This is a genomic window from Nonomuraea helvata (assembly GCF_039535785.1).
Taxonomy (GTDB): domain Bacteria; phylum Actinomycetota; class Actinomycetes; order Streptosporangiales; family Streptosporangiaceae; genus Nonomuraea; species Nonomuraea helvata.
Window position 1 is genome coordinate 801,521 of sequence record NZ_BAAAXV010000008.1, and the last position, 20,698, is coordinate 822,218.

Annotated in this window: 19 protein-coding genes; 15 read left to right on the plus strand and 4 right to left on the minus strand. The window is 69.7% G+C overall.

Features of this window, described 5'->3' with window-relative positions; translation table 11 throughout:
- Positions 1-97 precede the first annotated feature (97 nt).
- The 12 genes from ABD830_RS31215 (at position 98) to ABD830_RS31270 (ending at position 13,675) form a co-directional block, all read left to right on the plus strand.
- A complete protein-coding gene (locus tag ABD830_RS31215) occupies positions 98-1,318 on the plus strand; it encodes a multidrug effflux MFS transporter (protein ID WP_344995208.1) in 1,221 nt (406 codons plus the stop codon).
- A gap of 91 nt (positions 1,319-1,409) precedes the next feature.
- On the plus strand, positions 1,410-2,108 hold the full coding sequence (locus ABD830_RS31220; protein WP_344996041.1) for a helix-turn-helix transcriptional regulator: 699 nt from the start codon (positions 1,410-1,412) through the stop codon (positions 2,106-2,108).
- Positions 2,105-3,517, plus strand: coding sequence for a Fe-S cluster assembly protein SufB (sufB, locus tag ABD830_RS31225; protein WP_344995211.1), 1,413 nt, complete (start codon positions 2,105-2,107; stop codon positions 3,515-3,517). Before ABD830_RS31220 ends, sufB begins: the two co-directional genes overlap by 4 nt.
- A complete protein-coding gene (sufD, locus tag ABD830_RS31230; RefSeq protein WP_344995214.1) occupies positions 3,517-4,638 on the plus strand; it encodes a Fe-S cluster assembly protein SufD in 1,122 nt (373 codons plus the stop codon). Before sufB ends, sufD begins: the two co-directional genes overlap by 1 nt.
- A complete protein-coding gene (locus ABD830_RS31235; protein ID WP_344995217.1) occupies positions 4,635-4,955 on the plus strand; it encodes a non-heme iron oxygenase ferredoxin subunit in 321 nt (106 codons plus the stop codon). The genes sufD and ABD830_RS31235 overlap by 4 nt, the downstream gene beginning before the upstream one ends.
- Positions 4,956-4,960: 5 nt before the next feature.
- Positions 4,961-5,707, plus strand: a complete 747-nt coding sequence (sufC, locus tag ABD830_RS31240; RefSeq protein ID WP_344995220.1) for a Fe-S cluster assembly ATPase SufC — start codon at positions 4,961-4,963, stop codon at positions 5,705-5,707.
- Positions 5,704-6,960: a cysteine desulfurase gene (locus tag ABD830_RS31245; RefSeq protein WP_344995223.1), complete on the plus strand. Its 1,257-nt coding sequence runs from the start codon at positions 5,704-5,706 to the stop codon at positions 6,958-6,960. The genes sufC and ABD830_RS31245 overlap by 4 nt, the downstream gene beginning before the upstream one ends.
- A 2-nt stretch (positions 6,961-6,962) precedes the next feature.
- Positions 6,963-7,400 (plus strand): Fe-S cluster assembly sulfur transfer protein SufU, encoded by a 438-nt coding sequence (gene sufU, locus ABD830_RS31250; protein ID WP_344995226.1) that lies wholly within the window; start codon positions 6,963-6,965, stop codon positions 7,398-7,400.
- A complete protein-coding gene (locus tag ABD830_RS31255; protein WP_344995229.1) occupies positions 7,397-7,759 on the plus strand; it encodes a metal-sulfur cluster assembly factor in 363 nt (120 codons plus the stop codon). Before sufU ends, ABD830_RS31255 begins: the two co-directional genes overlap by 4 nt.
- 305 nt (positions 7,760-8,064) lie before the next feature.
- Positions 8,065-9,996 (plus strand): DEAD/DEAH box helicase, encoded by a 1,932-nt coding sequence (locus tag ABD830_RS31260; RefSeq protein ID WP_344995232.1) that lies wholly within the window; start codon positions 8,065-8,067, stop codon positions 9,994-9,996.
- A 191-nt stretch (positions 9,997-10,187) separates the two neighbouring features.
- Positions 10,188-11,201 (plus strand): LacI family DNA-binding transcriptional regulator, encoded by a 1,014-nt coding sequence (locus ABD830_RS31265; protein WP_344995235.1) that lies wholly within the window; start codon positions 10,188-10,190, stop codon positions 11,199-11,201.
- Between the two features lie 86 nt (positions 11,202-11,287).
- Positions 11,288-13,675: a glycoside hydrolase family 2 protein gene (locus ABD830_RS31270; RefSeq protein WP_344995238.1), complete on the plus strand. Its 2,388-nt coding sequence runs from the start codon at positions 11,288-11,290 to the stop codon at positions 13,673-13,675.
- A 150-nt stretch (positions 13,676-13,825) separates the two neighbouring features.
- Here ABD830_RS31270 and ABD830_RS31275 read toward each other — a convergent pair whose 3' ends face one another.
- The 4 genes from ABD830_RS31275 to ABD830_RS31290 form a co-directional block, all read right to left on the minus strand.
- The gene (locus ABD830_RS31275) at positions 13,826-14,779 is read right to left on the minus strand and encodes a carbohydrate ABC transporter permease (RefSeq protein ID WP_344995242.1); all 954 of its coding nucleotides are present in this window, start codon (positions 14,777-14,779) and stop codon (positions 13,826-13,828) included.
- Entirely contained in the window at positions 14,779-15,687 is a 909-nt protein-coding gene (locus ABD830_RS31280; RefSeq protein ID WP_344995245.1) for a carbohydrate ABC transporter permease, read from the minus strand. The genes ABD830_RS31275 and ABD830_RS31280 overlap by 1 nt, the downstream gene beginning before the upstream one ends.
- 54 nt (positions 15,688-15,741) lie before the next feature.
- Positions 15,742-16,998, minus strand: coding sequence for an extracellular solute-binding protein (locus ABD830_RS31285; protein WP_344995248.1), 1,257 nt, complete (start codon positions 16,996-16,998; stop codon positions 15,742-15,744).
- Positions 16,999-17,193: 195 nt separating this feature from the next.
- Complete coding sequence (locus ABD830_RS31290) at positions 17,194-18,234, minus strand: LacI family DNA-binding transcriptional regulator (RefSeq protein WP_344995251.1); 1,041 nt, start codon at positions 18,232-18,234, stop codon at positions 17,194-17,196.
- Positions 18,235-18,444: 210 nt separating this feature from the next.
- Between ABD830_RS31290 and ABD830_RS31295 the strand changes: the two genes are divergently transcribed.
- The 3 genes from ABD830_RS31295 to hisG all read left to right on the plus strand — a co-directional run bounded on the left by ABD830_RS31295 (position 18,445) and on the right by hisG (position 20,680).
- Positions 18,445-19,407 (plus strand): acetylxylan esterase, encoded by a 963-nt coding sequence (locus ABD830_RS31295; protein WP_344995254.1) that lies wholly within the window; start codon positions 18,445-18,447, stop codon positions 19,405-19,407.
- A 100-nt stretch (positions 19,408-19,507) separates the two neighbouring features.
- Positions 19,508-19,771 carry a phosphoribosyl-ATP diphosphatase gene (locus tag ABD830_RS31300; protein WP_020547470.1) on the plus strand — a complete coding sequence of 88 codons (264 nt, stop codon included), beginning with the start codon at positions 19,508-19,510 and terminating at the stop codon, positions 19,769-19,771.
- A 63-nt stretch (positions 19,772-19,834) separates the two neighbouring features.
- Positions 19,835-20,680, plus strand: coding sequence for an ATP phosphoribosyltransferase (hisG, locus tag ABD830_RS31305; RefSeq protein WP_344995257.1), 846 nt, complete (start codon positions 19,835-19,837; stop codon positions 20,678-20,680).
- Positions 20,681-20,698 lie beyond the last annotated feature (18 nt).

Consider the following 20,698-nt stretch of genomic DNA (forward strand, 5'->3'; position numbering starts at 1 on the left):
GTGAGAAATATCTGATGACCGGGAATTCGGAGGACCGGAACCTGGTTTGATCCCTCGGCCCTCGTGGGCCGCCGGCCGCGAGGGAGAGGGATCACGCATGTCCGTGGCAGAAGTCACGACCGCCGTCGTCGTCGAGCAGAGGAGGGATCGCCGCACTCTGCTGCTGGTGATCCTGGGGGCCCTGTCGGCGATCGGCCCGCTCTCCATCGACATGTACCTGCCGGCGCTGCCCGCCATCACCTCCGAGATGCTCAGCTCGCCCGCGCAGGTCCAGCTCACCCTCACCGCCTGCCTCATCGGGGTTTCGGTCGGCCAGGTGATCGCCGGACCGGTGAGCGACGTGCGTGGCAGGAGAACGCCGCTGATGGTGGGCGTGGCCGGGTTCATGGTGGCCTCGCTGCTGTGCGCGTTCGCGCCCTCGGTGCCCATGCTGATCGCGTTCCGCCTGCTGCAGGGCATGCTGGGCGGCGCGGCCCTGGTCATCGTGCGGGCGGTCGTCCGCGACCTGTACGACGGCGCCGCCATCGCCCGCATCTTCGCCACGCTCATGCTGGTCAGCGGCCTGGCGCCGATCCTCGCGCCCATCGCGGGCGCGCAGCTGCTGGCCTTCACCTCGTGGCGCGGCGTGTTCGTGGCCCTCAGCGTGGCCGGGGTGGCGCTGCTGATGCTGGTGCTGTCGGGCGTGCGCGAGACGCTGCCCGCGGCCGAGCGCGAGAGCGGCGGGCTCAAGCACACCGTGGGCACGTTCTGGAAGCTCCTGCGCGACCGCGCCTTCATGGGCTCCGCGCTCACCGCGGGGCTGGCGTTCGCGGCGATGTTCGGCTACATCTCCGGCTCGCCGTTCGTGCTCCAGGAGGTGTACGGCGCCACGCCCGCGCAGTACTCGCTCATCTTCGGGCTCAACGCCTTCGGCCTGACCGCCATGGCCCAGCTCGGCGGGCGGCTGTCGGGACGGGTGCCGCCGGTGACCCTGGTGGTCACGGGGCTCGTCGTCGCGCTGACCGGCGCCTCGCTGCTGCTGGCCGCCGCGCTCACCGGGCTCGGCCTGTGGGGCATCGTGGGCGGGCTGTTCGTCATCATGCTCGGCCAGGGACTCGTCATGCCCGGCACCGGCGCGCTGGCTCTGGCGAGCCAGCCGGCGCAGGTCGCGGGCAGTGCCTCGGCCCTGCTCGGGGTGATGCAGTTCGCGCTGGGCGCCTGCGCGGCCCCGCTGGTCGGCCTCGTCGGCGCAGGCAGCGCCGTGCCCATGGCCTGCGTGATGCTCGGGCTCATCCTCTGCTCGACCCTGGTCTTCACCTTCCTGAGGAAAGTTAGGTAAGCCTACCCTGCGTGAGAAATTCCATCCTCGAGCTGCTCAGATCCGTTTGTGAAGCGGGAAGGAATTACGGCACACTGATGTTGTGAAAAACATGCCAGGGATCGAGCCGGGAAGCGAGCGCACCACGCGTGCCCGCGTGGCCAGGCTCATCCTCGAGCATGGTCCCGTCGCGGCCGCCGCGCTGGGCGAGCGGCTCGGGCTCACGCCCGCCGCCGTCCGCCGTCACCTCGACGCGCTGCTCGCTGACGGGATGATAGAGCCTCGCATGGTGAGGCCGCGCGGGCAGCGCGGACGTGGACGGCCGGCCAAGCTGTTCGCCATCACCGACGCGGGGCGCAGTGCCTTCGTGCACGCCTATGACGATCTCGCCGAGAGCGCGCTGCGCTACATCGGCGAGCACATGGGAGAGCAAGCGGTGGCCGACTTCGCCCGCTCGCAGGTCTCGGGCCTGCTGAGGCGGCTGGAGCCGGCCATGCGGACGGTGCCGGCGGACCAGCGCGTTCAGGTGCTGGCGCAGGCGCTGTCGGCAGAGGGGTACGCGGCCTCGGCCAGCAAGGCCAAGTCCGGCGGTGCCCAGCTCTGCCAGCATCACTGCCCGGTGGCACACGCGGCTGCGGAGTTCCCGCAGCTCTGCGAGGCCGAGACGGAGGCGTTCGCGCAGCTGCTCGGCACCCCGGTGCAGCGCCTGGCCACGATCGCTCACGGCGACGGGGTCTGCACGACACATGTGAGCCCACAGTCGCTGGGTGAATCCGCACATAGAGACAAGAGCAAGGAGACCGGAAGGTGACTGTCACCGACCGCCCGGAGCTGGAAGGCCTCGGGAATTACAAGTTCGGCTGGGCCGACCCGGATGCCGCGGGCGCGGCGGCCAAGCGAGGCCTGTCCGAGGAGGTCGTCCGCAACATCTCCGCTCTCAAGAACGAGCCGGAGTGGATGCTCGACCTTCGCCTGAAGGGCCTCCGCCTGTTCGACCGCAAGCCGCTGCCCACCTGGGGCTCTGACCTCACCGGCATCGACTTCGACAACATCAAGTACTTCGTGCGCTCCACCGAGAAGCAGGCCGCTTCCTGGGACGAGCTGCCCGCCGACATCAAGAACACCTACGACAAGCTCGGCATCCCCGAGGCGGAGAAGCAGCGCCTCATCGCCGGTGTCGCCGCCCAGTACGAGTCCGAGGTCGTCTACCACAAGATCCGTGAGGACCTCGAGGAGAAGGGCGTCATCTTCGTCGACACCGACACGGGCCTGAAGGAGCACGAGGAGCTCTTCAAGGAGTACTTCGGCTCGGTCATCCCGGTGGGCGACAACAAGTTCGCCGCGCTCAACACCGCCGTGTGGTCCGGTGGCTCGTTCATCTACGTGCCGCCGAACGTCGAGGTCGAGATCCCGCTCCAGGCGTACTTCCGGATCAACACCGAGAACATGGGCCAGTTCGAGCGGACCCTGATCATCGTGGACGAGAACAGCTACGTCCATTACGTCGAGGGCTGCACCGCGCCGATCTACTCCAGCGACTCGCTGCACAGCGCGGTCGTCGAGATCATCGTGAAGAAGAACGCCCGCTGCCGTTACACGACCATCCAGAACTGGTCGAACAACGTCTACAACCTGGTCACCAAGCGCGCCGTGGCGTACGAGGGCGCGACCATGGAGTGGATCGACGGCAACATCGGCTCCAAGGTCACGATGAAGTACCCGGCCGTCTACCTGATGGGCGAGCACGCCAAGGGCGAGACGCTGAGCGTCGCGTTCGCGGGCGAGGGCCAGCACCAGGACGCCGGCTCCAAGATGGTGCACCTGGCGCCCAACACCAGCTCCAGCGTCATCTCCAAGTCGGTGGCGCGCGGCGGCGGCCGCACCTCCTACCGCGGTCTCGTGCAGATCGAGGAGGGCGCCCACGGCAGCGCCAGCACCGTCAAGTGCGACGCCCTGCTGGTCGACCAGATCAGCCGCTCCGACACCTACCCGTACGTCGACGTCCGCGAGGACGACGTCAAGATGGGCCACGAGGCCACGGTCTCCAAGGTCAGCGAGGACCAGCTGTTCTACCTCATGAGCCGCGGGCTCGACGAGGACGAGGCGATGGCGATGATCGTGCGCGGCTTCGTGGAGCCGATCGCGCGTGAGCTGCCCATGGAGTACGCGCTCGAGCTCAACCGGCTGATCGAGCTGCAGATGGAAGGAGCCGTCGGCTGATGGGCCTGAACGAGAAGCCCCTGTCGACCTTGCACGAGAAGGCGTCCTACGAGCTGGGCGACTTCGAGGTCCCGACCGGGCGCGAGGAGGCGTGGCGCTTCACGCCGCTCTCCCGCCTCAAGGGCCTGCACAACGGCAAGGCCGAGGCCGTCGGTCACGTCCGGGTGGACGTCGAGGCGGCGCCCGAGGTCACCGTCGAGACGGTCGGCCGCGACGACGCCCGGGTCGGCAAGGCCTTCATGCCCACCGACCGGGTCAGCGCCCAGGCGTGGAACAGCTTCGAGAAGGCCACCGTGATCACGGTGCCGCGCGAGGCCGTCACCTCCAAGCCGACCGTGCTCACGCTCACCGGCTCCGGTGACGGCGCCGCGTACGGCCACATCGTGGTCAAGGTGGAGCCGCTGGCCGAGGCCGTGGTCGTGCTCGACCACAAGGGCAGCGCGGTCTACGCCGACAACATCGAGTTCATCGTCGGCGACGGCGCCTCGCTCAGGGTCGTCAGCCTCCAGGACTGGGACGACGACGCGGTCCACGTCTCCCACCACCACGCCCAGCTGGCCAAGGACGCGACGTTCCGCAGCTTCGTGGTGACGCTCGGCGGTGACCTCGTACGCCTGTCGCCCAACGTGTCCTACACCGCCCCCGGCGGCGACGCCGACATGTCGGGCGTCTACTTCGTGGACGCCGGGCAGCACCTGGAGCACCGCCTGCTGGTCGACCACTCGCAGCCCCACTGCAAGAGCAACGTCGACTACCGCGGGGCCCTGCAGGGCGAGGACGCGCACGCCGTCTGGATCGGCGACGTGATCATCAGGGTCGAGGCCGAGGGCACCGACACGTACGAGCTCAACCGCAACCTCATCCTGACCGACGGCGCCCGCGCCGACTCGGTGCCCAACCTGGAGATCCTCACCGGCGAGGTCGCCGGGGCGGGGCACGCCTCCGCCTCCGGCCGGCTCGACGACGAGCACATCTTCTACCTCCAGGCCCGCGGCATCCCCTACGACGAGGCCCGCCGCCTGGTCATCCGGGGCTTCCTCGGCCAGCTCATCGAGAAGATCCAGGTCGAGGAGATCCGCGAGCGCGTACTGAGCGCCGTGGAGGCGGAGCTCGCGCGATGAGTTCGTTCGAGAAGGTGTGCAAGCTCGACGACATCCCCGACGGGGGTGTCATCGGGGTGGAGGTCGGCGAGACGCCGGTGGCGCTCGTGCGCAAGGGCAACGAGGTGTACGCCCTGCACGACGTCTGCTCCCACGCCGAGGTGAAGCTCAGCGAGGGCGAGGTCTACGACGGCACACTGGAGTGCTGGCTGCACGGCTCGTGCTTCGACGTGCGCTCCGGCAAGCCCACAGGCCCGCCCGCCACCCAGCCCGTGAACGTCTACACAGTCAAGATCGACGGCGATGACGTCCTCGTCTCGCTCTCGAAGGAGTCATAAAGCCAATGTCCACCCTTGAGATCCGCGACCTGCATGTCGCCGTCGAGGACAAGGAAATCCTGCGCGGCGTCAACCTGACCGTCCAGTCGGGCAAGACCCACGCCATCATGGGCCCCAACGGCTCGGGCAAGTCGACGCTCGCCTACGCGATCGCCGGTCACCCCAAGTACACGATCACCGGCGGCCAGGTGCTGCTCGACGGCGTGGACCTGCTGGAGCTGTCGGTCGACGAGCGGGCCCGCGCGGGCCTGTTCCTGGCCATGCAGTACCCGGTCGAGGTCCCCGGCGTCTCGGTCTCGAACTTCCTGCGCTCGGCCGTCACCGCCGTCCGCGGCGAGGCGCCCAAGCTGCGCGAGTTCGCCAAGGACCTCAAGAACGGCATGGACGCCCTGTCCATCGACGCCGCCTTCGCCCAGCGCAACCTGAACGAGGGCTTCTCCGGCGGCGAGAAGAAGCGCCACGAGATCCTCCAGCTCGAGCTGCTCAAGCCGAAGATCGCGGTGCTCGACGAGACCGACTCCGGCCTCGACGTCGACGCGCTGCGCGTGGTGTCGGAGGGCATCAACCGCTTCCGCGCCTCCGGCGACACCGGCGTGCTGCTGATCACGCACTACACCCGCATCCTGCGCTACGTGAAGCCGGACTTCGTGCACGTCTTCGCGGGCGGCAGGATCGTCGAGGAGGGCGGGCCGGAGCTGGCCGAGAAGCTCGAGGCCGAGGGCTACGAGCAGTACACGAAGGCGAGTGCATGACTCAGATCAGCTTTGACGTGGAGAAGATCAGGAAGGATTTCCCGATCTTCTCCCGCGAGCTGCCCGACGGGCGCCCGCTCGTCTATCTCGACTCGGGCAACTCCTCCCAGAAGCCCAACCAGGTCATCGACACCATGCGTGACCACCTGGCGCTGCACTACAGCAACGTCGGGCGGGCCATGCACGTGCTCGGCGCGGAGTCGACCGACGCCTACGAGAGCGCCCGCGACAGAGTCGCCGCGTTCGTCCGGGCGCCGTCGCGCGACGAGGTGATCTTCACCAAGAACGCCTCCGAGGCGCTCAACCTCATCGCGTACGCCTTCGGCAACCCCATCAACACCGACCCGCGCTTCACGCTCGGCCCCGGCGACGAGATCGTCATCTCCGAGATGGAGCACCACTCCAACATCGTGCCGTGGCAGCTGCTCGCGCAGCGCACCGGTGCGACGCTGAAGTGGTTCGGCGTCACCGACGAGGGACGGCTCGACTACGACCCGTCGGTGATCACCGAGCGGACGAAGATCGTCTCGATCGCCCACCAGTCCAACGTGCTCGGCACCGTCAACCCGGTCGCCGAGGTGGCGAGGCGGGCGCACGAGGTCGGCGCGCTGATCGCGCTGGACGCCTCCCAGTCCGTGCCGCACCACCCGGTGAACGTCGCCGAGCTGGGCGCCGACTTCGTGGCCTTCACCGGCCACAAGATGGTCGGTCCCTCGGGCATCGGCGTGCTGTGGGGCAAGGCCGAGCTGCTCGACGCCATGCCCCCGTTCCTGGGCGGCGGCGAGATGATCGAGGCGGTCTGGATGGACCACTCGACGTACGCGCCGGTGCCGCACAAGTTCGAGGCGGGCACGCCGCCGATCGTCGAGGCCATCGGGCTCGGCGCGGCCGTCGACTACCTCACGGAGGTCGGGATGGAGGCCATCGAGGCGCACGAGCGCACGCTGACGGCCTACGCACTCGACGCCCTGCGCGAGGTGCCCACCCTGCGGCTCATCGGGCCCGACTCGCTCGAGGGCCGGGGCGGCACGGTTTCGTTCACGCTGGAAGGCATACACCCGCACGACGTCGGGCAGATCCTGGACGACCAGTTCGGCGTCGCCGTACGCGTCGGTCACCACTGCGCGCGCCCCCTGCACCTGCGCTTCGGAATACCGGCGACCACGCGGGCGTCGTTCTACCTGTACAACACCACGGGCGAGATCGACGCCCTGGTCCGCGGCCTCCACCACGTTCAGAAGGTGTTCGCATAGCCATGATCGGCGAGTCGATGTACCAGGAGCTGATCCTGGAACACTACAAGCACCCGCAGGGGCGGGGGCTTCGCGAGCCGTACGACGCCGAGGTTCACCACGTGAACCCCACGTGCGGCGACGAGATCACCCTCAGGGTGAAGGTGGGCGACGGCGGCAAGGTCCTCGACGTCTCCTACGACGGGCAGGGCTGCTCGATCAGCCAGGCCGCCGCCTCGGTGCTGCACGAGCTGGCCACCGGCTCGACGGTCGAGGAGACGCTCTCCGTGGTCGACGAGTTCACCAGGCTCATGCAGGGCAGGGGGCAGGTGGAGGCGGACGAGGACGTGCTCGGCGACGCGGTCGCGTTCTCCGGCGTGGCCAAGTTCCCTGCGCGGGTCAAGTGCGCGCTGCTGTCGTGGATGGCCTACAAGGATGCGGTTGTGAGGAGTGCCCGATGAGCAAGCCTGTGGAGACTCCGACGGGTTTCGACGGCGAGGCGAACGTCGAAGAGGTCATGGAGGCGCTCAAGGACGTCGTCGACCCCGAGCTCGGCATCAACGTCGTGGACCTGGGCCTCATCTACGGCCTCAACCTCGACCCCGGCCCTGACGGCGGGCAGCCGGTGGCCACCATCGACATGACGCTGACCAGCGCGGCCTGCCCCCTGACCGACGTCATCGAGGACCAGGCGCACTCCGCGCTCGACGGCATGGTGTCCGACGTCAAGATCAACTGGGTCTGGCTGCCGCCATGGGGCCCGGACAAGATCACCGACGAGGGGCGCGAACAGCTCCGTATGCTAGGCTTCAACGTCTGATCATTTTCGCTGTCACGGCTGGCGTAAGCGTCAGCCGTTTCAGCATGCCATCGAGGGTTTCGGAAGGTCCGGACCCATCCCGGGAATTTCCGATAACATCCCCGGCGTTGGTAACAGATGTACCTGACGCCTCATTGCGCGTCTAGCGCCGCCTGCGGCCGGCGCCGGTGCGTCCCCCTCACGTGTTGAGAGAATTGGCCCGCCCCGATGGCGGGCGCCCTGACCCCTGTACGGCCAGTGCCGTACGCCCCGGCTCGTCCTTTCGCAGAAGTGACGCGCCACTTCGACGGAAAGGCACGACTTTCGTGACCACGCTTGACGCTGTCATGCCCGCGTTCGACGAGACCGCCCCCGGCTCGGCTGACTCCGCCTCCGCGGACTCCCGCCCGGTGGACGGCGGCTCGGCGGGCGCGGGCCCAGTGAACGCAGGCTCAAAGAACGCAGGCGCAGTGGACGCCGAGGCTGCGGGCTCCGGCTCGCGCGAGGCCGCTCCCGAGCGGGGCCCGTCCGAGTTCGAACTGCTCGGCCTGCCCAAGCCGCTCATCACCGGACTGGCCAAGCAGGGCATCGACAGCCCGTTCCCCATTCAGAGCGCGACCATCCCCGACGTGCTCGCCGGTAACGACGTGCTCGGCCGCGGCCAGACCGGCTCCGGCAAGACGCTCGCGTTCGGACTGCCCACCATGGCCCGCATCGCGGGCGTGAAGCCGGCCCCCGGCCACCCGCGCGCCATGATCCTCGTGCCCACCCGCGAGCTCGCCCTCCAGGTGCACGACGCCCTTGAGCCGCTCGGCCGCGGCCTGGGCCTGCGCATGAAGGTCGTCGTGGGCGGCATGTCCATGGGCAAGCAGATCGAGGCGCTGCGGCGCGGCGTCGACATCGTCATCGCCACCCCCGGCCGCCTGGGCGACCTGATCCGGCAGGGCGAGTGCTCGCTCTCCGACGTCGAGGTCAGCGTCCTGGACGAGGCCGACCACATGTGCGACCTCGGCTTCTTCCCCGTCGTGACCGACCTGCTCGCGCAGACGCCCACCGACGGGCAGCGGCTGCTGTTCTCGGCCACGCTCGACGGCGACGTCGACAAGCTGGTGCAGCGCTTCCTCAAGGACCCGATCACCCACTCCGTGGCCCCGGCGACCTCGCCGGTCGACACCATGGAGCACCACGTGATGCAGGTCACGCGTGACGAGAAGTTCGACGTCATCGCCGAGATCGCCAACCGCGAGGGCCGTACGATCATCTTCGTCCGCACCCAGCACGGCGTCGACCGGCTCTGCAAGCAGCTGGCCAGGGTCGGCGTCAAGGCGGGCGGCCTGCATGGCGGCAAGCGCCAGAACCAGCGCACCCGCATCCTCGCCGAGTTCCGCGAGGGCGCCGTCAACGTGCTCGTCTGCACCGACGTCGCGGCGCGCGGCATCCACGTCGACAACATCAGCCTGGTGCTGCACGTGGACCCGCCGCAGGACCACAAGAGCTATCTGCACCGGGGCGGCCGCACGGCCCGCGCCGGGGAGAAGGGCACCGTGGTCACGCTGGTGCTGCCCAGCGAGCGCCGCTCCACCGACGCGCTCACCCGGCGTGCCGGGATCCACCCGTTCCGGCTGAAGGCCACGCCCGGCCACCCGCGGGTGGCCGAGGTGACCGGCGCCCGCACGCCGAGCGGCGAGGCCATCCCGGTCTGGGAGCCGGACGTCCGCAAGCCGCTCCGCCAGCGCCGCGACGGCGGGCCCGGCGAGCGCCGCAACCGTCGTCCGCGCCGCGACTTCGACGGTGACCGCCGTCCTCGGCGTCACGAGGACGGGGAGCGCGCGTTCGGGCCCGGTTCGGGCGAGGACCGTCGGCCGCGCCGCCACGAGGACGGCGACCGGCCGTTCGCGTCCGGTGACGACCGTCGTCCCCGTCGGCACGCCGATGGCGAGCGGCCGTTCGGGCGTTCGCCGGAGCCGCGTACCTTCGGCGACGACCGTCGCCGCGACGGGCGCCCGCGCGGCGGGTACCGCTCCGACGACCGGCCGGTCCGCCAGGACGACCGCGGCCCGCGCGGTGGCTTCCGCTCCGACGACCGGGGCGCGCGTTACGGTGACCGTGGCCGCCCGGTCTCGGCCGACCGCAGCGAGCGCGGCTACCGCGCCGACGGCCCGCGTGACGGCTACCGCGCCGGCGGCGGCCGCTCGGACGAGCGCGGCAACGGCGGCGGCGGCTACCGCCGCAACTCGGGTCGCCGCTTCGACCGCTGACCCTGGGCTCGGCCTGACGGCGCGCGTTACGGCGTGACGCCCGGGCGTCACGTTCCTGGGTCTGATTGTCCGGTGCCGGATCGTCGAACTGCCCGCCGCCTCCCCGCCAAGGGGAGTGCGGCGGGCAGTGTCGTTTGGCGTAGAGTCGCGCTGGCGGCAGACATGAACCGGTAAATCCCAAGGAACGGCCGATGAAGCGACCCACCATCGACGACATCGCACGCAGGGCCGGCGTCTCGAAAGGGGCGGTGTCGTTCGCGCTGAACGGCCGTCCCGGCGTCTCCAGCGAGACGCGCCGCCGCATCCAGGCCATCGCCACCGAGCTGGGCTGGCAGCCCAACAGCCTCGCGCGGGCCCTGTTCGACGGGCGGCCCGACGTGCTGGGGCTGGTCGTGGACCGGCCGGCGCGCACGCTGGGGCTGGAGCCGTTCTTCATGCAGCTGATCTCCGGCATCGAGGCCACGCTGTCGGCGGCGTCCGTCGGGCTGCTGCTGCAGATGACCGAGGACCACGAGGCCGAGATCGCGATATACCGGAAATGGTGGGCGCAGCACCGGGTGGCCGGGGTGTTCGTCGTGGACCTGCGTACCGAGGATGCCAGGATCGACGTCCTCGAGGAGCTGCGGCTGCCCGCCGTGGTCATCGGCGGTCCCGAGAGGACGGGGCGGCTGCCCGCCGTCTGGATCGACGACGGCGGCGCGCTCGCCGCCGTCGTCGAGCACCTGGCCGGGCTGGGGCACCGCAGGATCGCCAGGGTCGCGGGCCCGGAGGAGCTCATGCACACCGGCGTCAGGACCGCCGCCATGCGCGAGACGGCCGCCGGACTGGGCGTGGAGAGCATCACCGTGTACGCCGACTACAGCGGCGAGAGCGGCGAGCGCGCCACGCTCGACCTCCTGCGCAGACCTGACAGGCCCACCGCCATCGTGTACGACAACGACGTGATGGCGGTCGCCGGCACCGCCGCCGCCCGCGAGGCGGGGATCTCGGTGCCCGGCGAGCTCTCCGTCGTGGCCTGGGACGACTCCGCCCTGTGCCTGCTGGCGAGGCCGCACCTGACGGCGGTCAGCAGGGACATCGCCGCCTACGGCGCCCATGCCGCCCGGTCCCTGCTCGACCTGGTCCAGGGCCGCCAGGTGGCCGACACGCGTCAGGGCGACCCGTGCCTCGTCTCCAGGGGCAGCACCGCCCCGCCCGCTGTTTGACCGCGCAGAAACCTCATGATCGGCATTGCAACTAAACGGGTTTAGTGATGCGATGTCAATCTCCGCCGCTCGAGCCCGGAGGGTTGATGACCCCGTTCCGACCCCTGCATGAAGCCTGGACCGTCCGCTCGGCGAGCGGCGACGTGCGGGCCCCGGCCGTCGTGCCCGGTTGCGTGCACACCGACCTGCTCGCCGCGGGGCTGATCCCCGATCCCTATCTCGATGACAACGAGACCCGCCTGGCCTGGATCGGACGCACCGAATGGTGTTACGAGACGGAGTTCTCGTGGGCCGGCACCGAGCACGAGCGCACCGACCTGGTGTGCGAGGGGCTCGACACCGTGGCCGCCATCGAGCTCAACGGCGTCCGGGTGGGCGAGAGCGCCAACATGCACCGCTCCTACCGGTTCGACGTCCGCCACGCGCTGCGGGCCGGGACCAACCGGCTGACGGTCACGTTCGGGTCGGCACTCGAGTACGCCGAGCGGCTGAAGGAGGAGCTCGGCGACCGGCCCGGCGCCTACACCCAGCCCTACCAGTTCATCAGGAAGATGGCCTGCAACTTCGGCTGGGACTGGGGACCGACGCTGATCACGGCCGGCATCTGGAAGCCGATCGGGCTGCACGAGTGGAGCGGGGCCAGGATCGCCGCGGTGCGGCCGCTCGTCACCCTCGGCGACGGCACCGCCAGGGTGGACGTTCACGTCGAGGTGGAGAAGGCGGGAGCCGTCGAGGTGACCGCGGCGATCAAGGGCGTGTCGGGGCGTGCCGTGATCCCGGAGGGCCGGAGCGAGGCCGTGATCACGCTGGAGGTGCCCGACCCGGAGCTGTGGTGGCCGAGAGGGTACGGCGAGCAGCCGCTCCACGAGCTCGAGGTGCGGGCCGGCGACGACGTGTGGCGCCGCGAGATCGGCCTGCGCGAGGTGAGCCTGCGTACGGAGGGCGGCGCGTTCACGCTGGCCGTCAACGGCGCCGACGTGTTCGTCAGGGGGGTCAACTGGATCCCCGACGACTGCTTCCCCACCAGAGTCGACCGCGACCGCTACGCCGCCAGGCTCGCCAAGGCGTGCGAGGCGAACGTCAACCTGATCCGGGTGTGGGGCGGCGGCCTGTACGAGAGCGAGGACTTCTACGAGCTGTGCGACCGGCTCGGCCTGCTGGTCTGGCAGGACTTCCCGTTCGCCTGCGCCGCCTACCCCGAGGAGGAGCCGATCAGGGCCGAGGTGGAGGCGGAGGCGCGCGAGCAGGTCGCCAGGCTGAGCGCGCACCCGAGCCTGGTCCTGTGGTGCGGCAACAACGAGAACATCGAGGGCTACGTCGACTGGGGCTGGCAGGACTCACTCCAGGGGCGCAGCTGGGGCGGGCACTTCTACCTCGAGCTGCTGCCGAGCATCGTGGCCGAGCTGGACCCCACCCGCCCGTACTGGCCGGGCAGCCCCTACTCGGGCTCCATGGACCTGCCGCCCAACGACCCGGGCCACGGCACCATGCACATCTGGGACGTGTGGAACCAGCGCGACTACGCCGTCTACCGCGACTACCGGCCCCGCATGGCCGCCGAGTTCGGCTTCCAGGGCCCTGCCGCGTACGCCACCATCCGCAGGGCGATCAGCGACGAGCCGCTGCTGCCCGACTCCCGCGGTCTGCTGCACCACCAGAAGGCCATCGACGGCAACCTCAAGCTGGCCGCCGGGCTCAAGCCGTACTTCCCCGTCCCGGAGACCTTCGACGACTGGCACTATCTCACCCAGGTCAACCAGGCACGTGCCATCCAGCTCGGGGTGGAGCACTTCAGGTCGCTCTGGCCGCACTGCGCGGGCAGCGTGGTGTGGCAGCTCAACGACTGCTGGCCGGTCACCTCGTGGTCGGCCGTGGACGGGGACGGCAGGAAGAAGCCGCTGTTCCACGCGCTGCGCAGGGCCTACGCCGACCGGCTGCTGACCGTGCAGCCGCGCGACGGCGGCCTGGCGGTGGTCGCCGTCAACGACACCGGACGGCCGTGGCGGGCCTCTGCGCGGGCCGTACGGCACGGCTTCGACGGCACCACGCTCGCGGCGCAGCCCTTCGAGCTGGACGTGCCGCCGCGTACGGCCGTCACCCTGCCGCTGGCCGCGTCCGTCGCCGAGCCGGGCGACCCGGCGGGCGAGCTGGTCGCCGTCGAGATCAGCGATCAGCCGGTGGGCCGGGCGCTGTGGTTCTTCGCGCCCGACCGGGACCTGCGCCTGCCGGAGCCGCGCTACGACACGGCGGCCGAGCCCACCGCGGACGGGCTCCGGCTGACGGTCACCGCCCGTACGCTCCTGCGCGACCTGGCCGTCTTCCCCGACCGGCTCGACCCGGACGCCGAGGTCGACGACCAGCTCGTCACGCTGCTGCCCGGCGAGCGGGCCGAGTTCCTGATCAGTACGGCGGGGCTGGACGAGCGGGCCCTGGTCCGCGCGCCGGTGCTGCGCTGTGTCAACGACGCTGTGTGAATGATGTGGTGATGAGCATGAGCGGGTGCTGGAGCTGCTCGACACCTACCTCGATGTGATCGGCCACCGGCGGCCCGGCGGGCGCTTCGAGCAGTTTGACGGGTTCCCGGTGGACAGGGAGCCTCTTGGAGCTGCTCCAAGCGCACCGGGTCAGCCCTTCAGGCCGCTGAGCGCGATGCCTCTGGTGAAGTACTTCTGGAAGATCAGGAAGAAGACGATCGTCGGGACCGAGGCGATCAGTCCGCCCGCCATGATCGCGCCCTGGTGGTCGGGCCCCGCGAAATAGGAGTTGAGTCTGGCCAGCGCGACGGGGACGTTGGCCATCTCGTCGCTCTGCACGATGATGAGCGGCCAGAGGAAGTTGTTCCACTCCGCGAGCACGATGAAGATCGACATCGCGGCGAGCGCCGGCCGCAGCAGCGGCAGCACGATCTTCCACCAGATCCGCCACTCGCCGGCGCCGTCCACCCTGGCCGCCTGGATCAGCTCGTTCGGTATCGACTGCAGGAACTGCACCAGGAAGAAGAGCACGAACGCCTTGGCCAGCGCCGGGACGATGTAGGCGGCGTAGCTGTCCAGCCAGCCCAGGTTCCGCATGATCACGTAGTTGGGGATCAGCGTGGTCTGCCAGGGCACCATCATCGAGGCGACGATCATCAGGAAGATCGTCCGGCGGCCCTTGATGTCGTGCTTGGCGATCACGTACGCGGCCAGCGAGCAGATCAGCAGCGACCCGACGGTGATGGCCGTGGTGATGAAGAGGCTGTTGAACAGGAACCGCCAGAACCCGAGGTCCACCTGATAGCGCTGGAAGATGCCCTGCAGGTGGCCGGTGACCCCTTGGCCGGTCCAGTCCGGGTCGTAGAAGTTGTCGAACGTGGGGGACTTCGGCACGAACGACGGCGGCGTCTGGGCCAGCTCTCTCGGCGGCTTGAACACCGTGATGAGCAGCCAGTAGAACGGCGCGATCATCGTCAGCGACAGCAGGTAGAACGGCAGGCGCAGCAGATGCCTGTTGATCCGGGAGCTCCGGCTCGCACCGGTCTCCGCCCGGTGCTCGGGCGGCTGGACCGGGGCGATAGTGTCCATCGGCGCGACGGCCATCACAGCTCCTTCATGGCGCGGCCCACGCGCAGGTTGACGAGGCTCAGCACGAAGATGATCAGGAAGAGCACCCAGGCGATCGCCGACGCGTAGCCCAGCCTGAAGTGGGTGAATCCCTGGTCGTAGAGGTAGGGGACGATCATCAGGCCCGAGTCGAGCACGCCGCCGACGGTGTTGGCCCCCGTCGAGAAGACGATGTAGACGGCCTCGAACACCTGGAACGCGCCGATCAGGCCGGTCACCACGACGTACGTGGTGACGGGGCGCAGCAGCGGCAGCGTGATGTGACGGAACTGCCGCCAGGTGGACGCGCCGTCGATCTTGGCGGCCTCGTAGTACTCCTCGGGGATCGAGCCGAGCCCGGCCACGTACAGCACCATGCCGTAGCCCATGCCGCCCCACACCGACATCAGCACCAGGATCGGGATCGCCAGCGCCGGCGTGGCCAGCCAGGCGACGGCGTTGCCGCCGAACCAGCCCACGATCGTGTTGGCCAGGCCCACGTCGCTGGGGAACAGGACCCACTTCCACATCAGCATGAGCGCGATGGAAGAGGTCACCGAGGGGAGGAAGAACACGGTGCGCATGATCCGGTGCAGCCAGCCGGTGCCGTTGAACGCCAGGGCGAGGCAGAGCGACAGCAGCGTGCCGAGCACGACCGACCCGACCACGTACAGGGCGGTGTTGCCCAGCGCGTGGCGGAACCTGGCGTCCTGCGCCAGCTGGACGAAGTTGTCCAGACCGGTGAACACCGCGGGATTGATCCCGTCGAACTTGGTGAAGCTCAGGTAGAGCGAGTTGGCCAGCGGCCAGAGCAGGAACCCCGCGAACAGCGCGAGAAAGGGCAGCAGCATCGCGTACGAGGTGCCGTAGCGGCGCAACCTGCTGCGCATGGGGATGTCGGCCATATCAGACTCCTGGGTCGGACAGCCGGGACCGGGCGCGCCGGTCCCGGCGGGCGGCTATCCGGCGTTACGCGCCATGACCTTGGCGGCTTCCGCCAGCGCAGTCTTGGCGTCTGACTTGCCGAGGATGGCCGACTGGAGCTGCTTGGCCACGTCCGGCGCGCTCTCGTCCCAGCCGGGGCAGCCCGGGGCGGCCTTGCCGGTCTTGATCGAGGCCTCGAACACCTTCGCCTGCTCGGGCGTGAACACCGAGCCGTCCACGATCTTGTCGGGGCGCGGCGAGATGTAGGAGATGTTCCGCTTCTTGGCTTCGTCCGCGATCGCCGCGATGGCCTCGTCGCTGTACATGAACGTGACGAAGTCGGCGCCGGTCTGGACGTACTTGCTGAAGGAGGTCACGCCGATCGCCCGGCCGCCGATGAAGGCGGTCGGCCCGGCGGGGCCCGCGGGGATCGTGGTCATCGCCCACTTGCCCTTCAGCTTCGGCTTGTTGACGTCGATGCCCTTGGCGATCCAGTTGCCCGCCACCACCAGCGCGGTGCCGGTGTCCAGCGCGTCGGAGCCCTCCACGGTGGCGGTTGGCGCGCCGTGCTTGCGGTAGAGGTCCACCCAGTACTTCAGCGCCTGCTCGGCCTGCGGGGTGTCGAGCGAGGGCTTGCAGTCGGCGGTGTAGAACGAGCCGCCCGCCTGGTAGAGGTAGTTGAAGTAGCCGATCCAGTCCAGGTTGCCCCAGTCCTGGCTGTAGGGCTTCTTCACGCCGGCGGCCTTGAGCTTGTCGATGGCCGCGGTCAGCTCGTCCCAGGTCTTGGGCGGCTCGATCTTGGCCTTCTCCAGCAGGTCGGTGCGGTAATAGAGGGCCATGGTCGACATGTCCAGCGGCACGCCGTACACCGAGCCGTCGGGGGAGATGGCCGACTCCCACTGTGCGGGCAGCGCCTGTGCCTTGAGCGAGTCGGCCCCGTACTTGCGCAGATCCACCATCGCGCCCCTGGTGCCGAACTGGATGGTCCAGGTCATGCCGCCGGAGATGATGTCGGGTCCGCTGCGGCTGGTGGCCGCCGCCAGCAGCTTGGCGTACGCGTCGCTCCACGCCAGGGTCTGCACCTTGATCGTCACGTTCGGATGCTTCTGGTGATAGAGGTCGGCCGCCCTCTGGAAGGTCGCGGTCTCGTCGTCCCCGCCCGTGGACCAGAAGGACAGGGCCTGGGGGGCGTTCTGGTCTGCCTGCTTGGTCTCCGTCTGGCCACTCGTGGCGCAGGCCGCGCTCACGACCGTCAGCAGGACCGTGCTGCACGCTGCCATCGTTCGTCGCATGGGGGCTATCCGATCTATCGGTCGGATGGGCGCCGGGGCTCCCTGTTGGCGGGGCGTGCGGATGTGCGAGGGCATCCCCACGACCGGTGCCCAATTTCTATGGTGTAGGGATCTCACCACTTAAACGGATAAGTTACAATAGCCAGCCTGCGAGGTTGCGAAAATGTTTCCCCTCGCAGCGCCGCTGACCTGTGGCTACATGGCCCGTGAAACGGTTCGGTCACGGCCTGCGGGAGCGGTGCTGCCCCGGGGCAGCAGGCGCGCCGGCGGCCCCTCCAGGCTCCCCGTCTCCCCGCTCTCGATCAGCCGGAGCAGGGTCCGCGCGACGTGCGCGCCGGAGGCGGGGATGTCGCGGGTCACCGCCGTGAGCGACGGCCGCACCACCTGGGAGAGCGGCGAGTCGTCCCAGCCCACGATCGACAGGTCGGCGGGCACGTCCAGGCGCATCTCCTGGGCCACGGACAGCCCCGCCACCGCCATGATGTCGTTGTCGTAGACGATCGCGCTGGGCCTGGCCCGGGAGCTGAGCAGCCGCCGGGTCGCCCGGGCGCCCTGCTCGCCCGTGTAGTCGGTGTGGGCGACCGGATGCTCGCTCACGCCCAGCTCGGCGCAGATCTCCGAGAACGCCTCGTCCCTGATCCTGGTGTGGAGCAGCGCCGGCAGCCCGGCCACCCTGGCGATGCGCCGGTGGCCGAGCGCCGCGAGATACTCGATGACCTCGCGCAACACGGCCACCTCGTCCGACCAGACCGCGGGCAGCGAGCCGGCGCCCGACGGGTGCCCGGTCACGACCGCCGGCATGCCGAGCCGCTCGACCACCGGCACCCGTGGATCGTCGGCGTGCAGGTCGACCAGGATCGCGCCGTCCACCCTGCCTTCGCCCCACCAGCGCCGGTAGACCGCAATCTCGGTCTCGTGGTCGGGCACCACCTGCAGCATGAGCGCGCACGAGCTGGCCGCCAGCTCGTCCTCGATGCCGCTGATCATCTCCATGAAGAACGGCTCCACGCCGAGGAAACGGGCGGGGCGGCACAGGACGAGGCCGATGGCGTCGGCCCTGGCGCCGCTGAGCGAGCGCGCGGCCAGGTTGGGGCGCCACCCGATCTCCTGCGCGATCGCCTGGATGCGCGCCCTGGTCTCCGCGGAGACGCCGGGCTGGCCGTTCAGGGCATAGGAGACGGCGCCCTTGGACACGCCGGCCCGCTTGGCGATGTCGGCGATCGTTGGCCTCTTCACCCCGTGCTCCTCTCGCGACCCGACTGAACCGTATCAGCGGTATTGTGCGCCACCCTGCCCTATTCCGCCGCCGAAGGCCACCAGGCCGTCACCAGGGGCGATGCGCCAGGCACACATGAAGCGGTTCAGTAACGGAGGAGGGACTGCCATTGCCACTGAACGGGTTTGGTGATGGCATGTCAGCCGATCCCCGTGTCTTATGGAGTCCAGATGTTCGTTGACATGCCGCTCGCGCAACTGCGCGAGTACCTCCCCGAACGCACCGAGCCCGCCGACTTCGACGCCTTCTGGGAACGTACGCTCGCCGAGGCCCGCGCCCACGACCTCGCCGCCGAGTTCGCCCCTGTGCCGTCCCCGCTGACCGTCGCCGACGTGTACGACGTCACCTTCGCCGGGTTCGGCGGCCACCCGATCAAGGGCTGGTTCCTCCTCCCGCGCCACGTCGCGGGGCCGGTGCCGTGCGTGGTCGAGTACCAGGGGTACGGCGGCGGCCGCGGGCTGCCGATCGACTGGCTGCTCTGGCCCAGCCACGGCTACGCCGTCTTCGTCATGGACAGCAGGGGCCAGGGCGCCGGCGGATGGCGGCGCGGCGACACCCCCGACCCCTACCCCGGCACCGGACCCACCACGCCGGGCGTCATGACCAGCGGCATCCACGACCCGGACGCCTACTACTACCGGCGGCTCTACACCGACGCCGTGCGCGCGGTCGAGGCCGCCAGGTCGCACCCCATGGTGGGCGCGGTCGCCGTCAGCGGCGGCAGCCAGGGCGGGGCCATCGCGCTGGCCGCCTCGGCGCTGGTGCCCGGCCTCGCCTGCGCCTTCATCGACGTGCCGTTCATGTGCCACATCAGGCACGCCACCGAGATCACCGGCGAACATCCCTATGCCGAGATCGCCACCTACTGCAAGACGTTCAAGGAGCGGGTGGAGCCGGTCTTCGAGACCCTGGCGTACTTCGACGGCGTCAACTTCGCCGCCCGCGCCACCACGCCGGCGCTGTTCTCGGTCGGGCTGGCGGACCTGATCACGCCGCCGTCCACGGTGTTCGCCGCCTACAACCACTACACCGGCGAGAAGGACATCAGGGTCTACCCGTACAACGGGCACGAGGGCGGCGAGTCCGCGCAGGCCATGGAGCGCATCGCGAGGGCGCGGAAAGCGCTCGGTTGAGCGAGGGGACGGCGCCGTCTCGCGTGGCGGACGCGGGGCGGCGTCACCCTCTCGCGCAGACTAGGCTTGACCGCACGTCAGCCAACCTACGAGAGAGACCATGAAGACCTTCGAAGAGCTGTTCGCCGAGCTGTCAGAGAAGGCCAGGACCCGGCCCGCGGGCTCGGGCACCGTGGCCGCGCTCGACGCAGGCGTCCATGCCATCGGCAAGAAGGTCGTCGAGGAGGCCGCCGAGAGCTGGATGGCCGCCGAGCACGAGTCGGACGACAGGGCAGCCGAGGAGATCTCGCAGCTCCTCTACCACGTGCAGGTGCTCATGATCGCCAAGGGCATCGGCCTCGACCAGGTCTACAAGCATCTCTAGGGCGCCCGGCGCCCGCCACCAAGCCCTGGAGAAGCAACCGCGAGACAATTCGAGGACCTGAACATGCTGCGTCTGGCAGTACCGAACAAGGGCGCGCTCAGCGAGGCCGCCCAGCAGATGCTCAAAGAGGCCGGCTACCGGCCCCGCAGGGACAGCAAGGAGCTCGTCGTCGTCGACGAGGCCAACGGCTGCGAGCTGTTCTTCCTGCGCCCCCGCGACATCGCCGTCTACGTCGGCGAGGGCACGCTCGACGTCGGCATCACCGGCAGGGACATGCTGGTCGACTCCGGCGCGCCGGTCGAGGAGATCATGCCGCTCGGCTTCGGCGCCTCCACCTTCCGCCTGGCCGCCGCGGCGGGCACGATGACCTCGGCCGAGGACCTCAACGGCCGCCGCGTCGCCACCTCCTACGCGGGCCTGCTCGACAAGTACCTCTCCGACCAGGGCGTCGACGCCCGCGTGATCAAGCTGGACGGCGCCGTCGAGACCGCCATCCGGCTCGGCGTGGCCGACGCGGTGGCCGACGTCGTGGAGACCGGCACCACCCTGCGCAACGTCGGCCTCGAGGTGTTCGGCGAGCCGATCATGCGCTCGGAGGCCGTGCTGATCAAGCAGCAGAGCTCGCCCGACACGCCGGGCGTCGAGCAGCTCGTCCGCCGCTTCCAGGGCGTCGTGCACGCCCGCGACTTCGTCATGATGGACTACGACATCCGCGCCGAGCGCATCGAGGAGGCCATCGCGCTCACGCCCGGCATGGAGGGCCCCACGGTCTCGCCGCTGCACCGCGAGGGCTGGGTCGCCGTGCGGGCCATGGTCCGCCGCCACGGCCACCAGCGGGTGATGGACCAGCTCTGGGACATCGGCGCGCGGGCCATCCTGGTCACCGACATCTACGCCTGCCGCCTGTGAGCCCTCGCCCTCCGGCGC

Bases quoted from the DNA above. Each gene is read 5' to 3' on its own strand.
- ABD830_RS31235 (WP_344995217.1), top strand. From the start codon at position 4,635: ATGAGTTCGTTCGAGAAGGTGTGCAAGCTCGACGACATCCCCGACGGG.
- sufU (WP_344995226.1), top strand. From the start codon at position 6,963: ATGATCGGCGAGTCGATGTACCAGGAGCTGATCCTGGAACACTACAAG.
- ABD830_RS31275 (WP_344995242.1), bottom strand. From the start codon at position 14,779: ATGGCCGTCGCGCCGATGGACACTATCGCCCCGGTCCAGCCGCCCGAG.
- ABD830_RS31300 (WP_020547470.1), top strand. From the start codon at position 19,508: ATGAAGACCTTCGAAGAGCTGTTCGCCGAGCTGTCAGAGAAGGCCAGG.
- ABD830_RS31270 (WP_344995238.1), top strand. From the start codon at position 11,288: ATGACCCCGTTCCGACCCCTGCATGAAGCCTGGACCGTCCGCTCGGCG.
- ABD830_RS31280 (WP_344995245.1), bottom strand. From the start codon at position 15,687: ATGGCCGACATCCCCATGCGCAGCAGGTTGCGCCGCTACGGCACCTCG.
- sufD (WP_344995214.1), top strand. From the start codon at position 3,517: ATGGGCCTGAACGAGAAGCCCCTGTCGACCTTGCACGAGAAGGCGTCC.
- ABD830_RS31285 (WP_344995248.1), bottom strand. From the start codon at position 16,998: ATGCGACGAACGATGGCAGCGTGCAGCACGGTCCTGCTGACGGTCGTG.
- ABD830_RS31255 (WP_344995229.1), top strand. From the start codon at position 7,397: ATGAGCAAGCCTGTGGAGACTCCGACGGGTTTCGACGGCGAGGCGAAC.
- ABD830_RS31215 (WP_344995208.1), top strand. From the start codon at position 98: ATGTCCGTGGCAGAAGTCACGACCGCCGTCGTCGTCGAGCAGAGGAGG.
- ABD830_RS31245 (WP_344995223.1), top strand. From the start codon at position 5,704: ATGACTCAGATCAGCTTTGACGTGGAGAAGATCAGGAAGGATTTCCCG.
- ABD830_RS31220 (WP_344996041.1), top strand. From the start codon at position 1,410: ATGCCAGGGATCGAGCCGGGAAGCGAGCGCACCACGCGTGCCCGCGTG.
- ABD830_RS31295 (WP_344995254.1), top strand. From the start codon at position 18,445: ATGTTCGTTGACATGCCGCTCGCGCAACTGCGCGAGTACCTCCCCGAA.
- ABD830_RS31265 (WP_344995235.1), top strand. From the start codon at position 10,188: ATGAAGCGACCCACCATCGACGACATCGCACGCAGGGCCGGCGTCTCG.
- sufC (WP_344995220.1), top strand. From the start codon at position 4,961: ATGTCCACCCTTGAGATCCGCGACCTGCATGTCGCCGTCGAGGACAAG.
- hisG (WP_344995257.1), top strand. From the start codon at position 19,835: ATGCTGCGTCTGGCAGTACCGAACAAGGGCGCGCTCAGCGAGGCCGCC.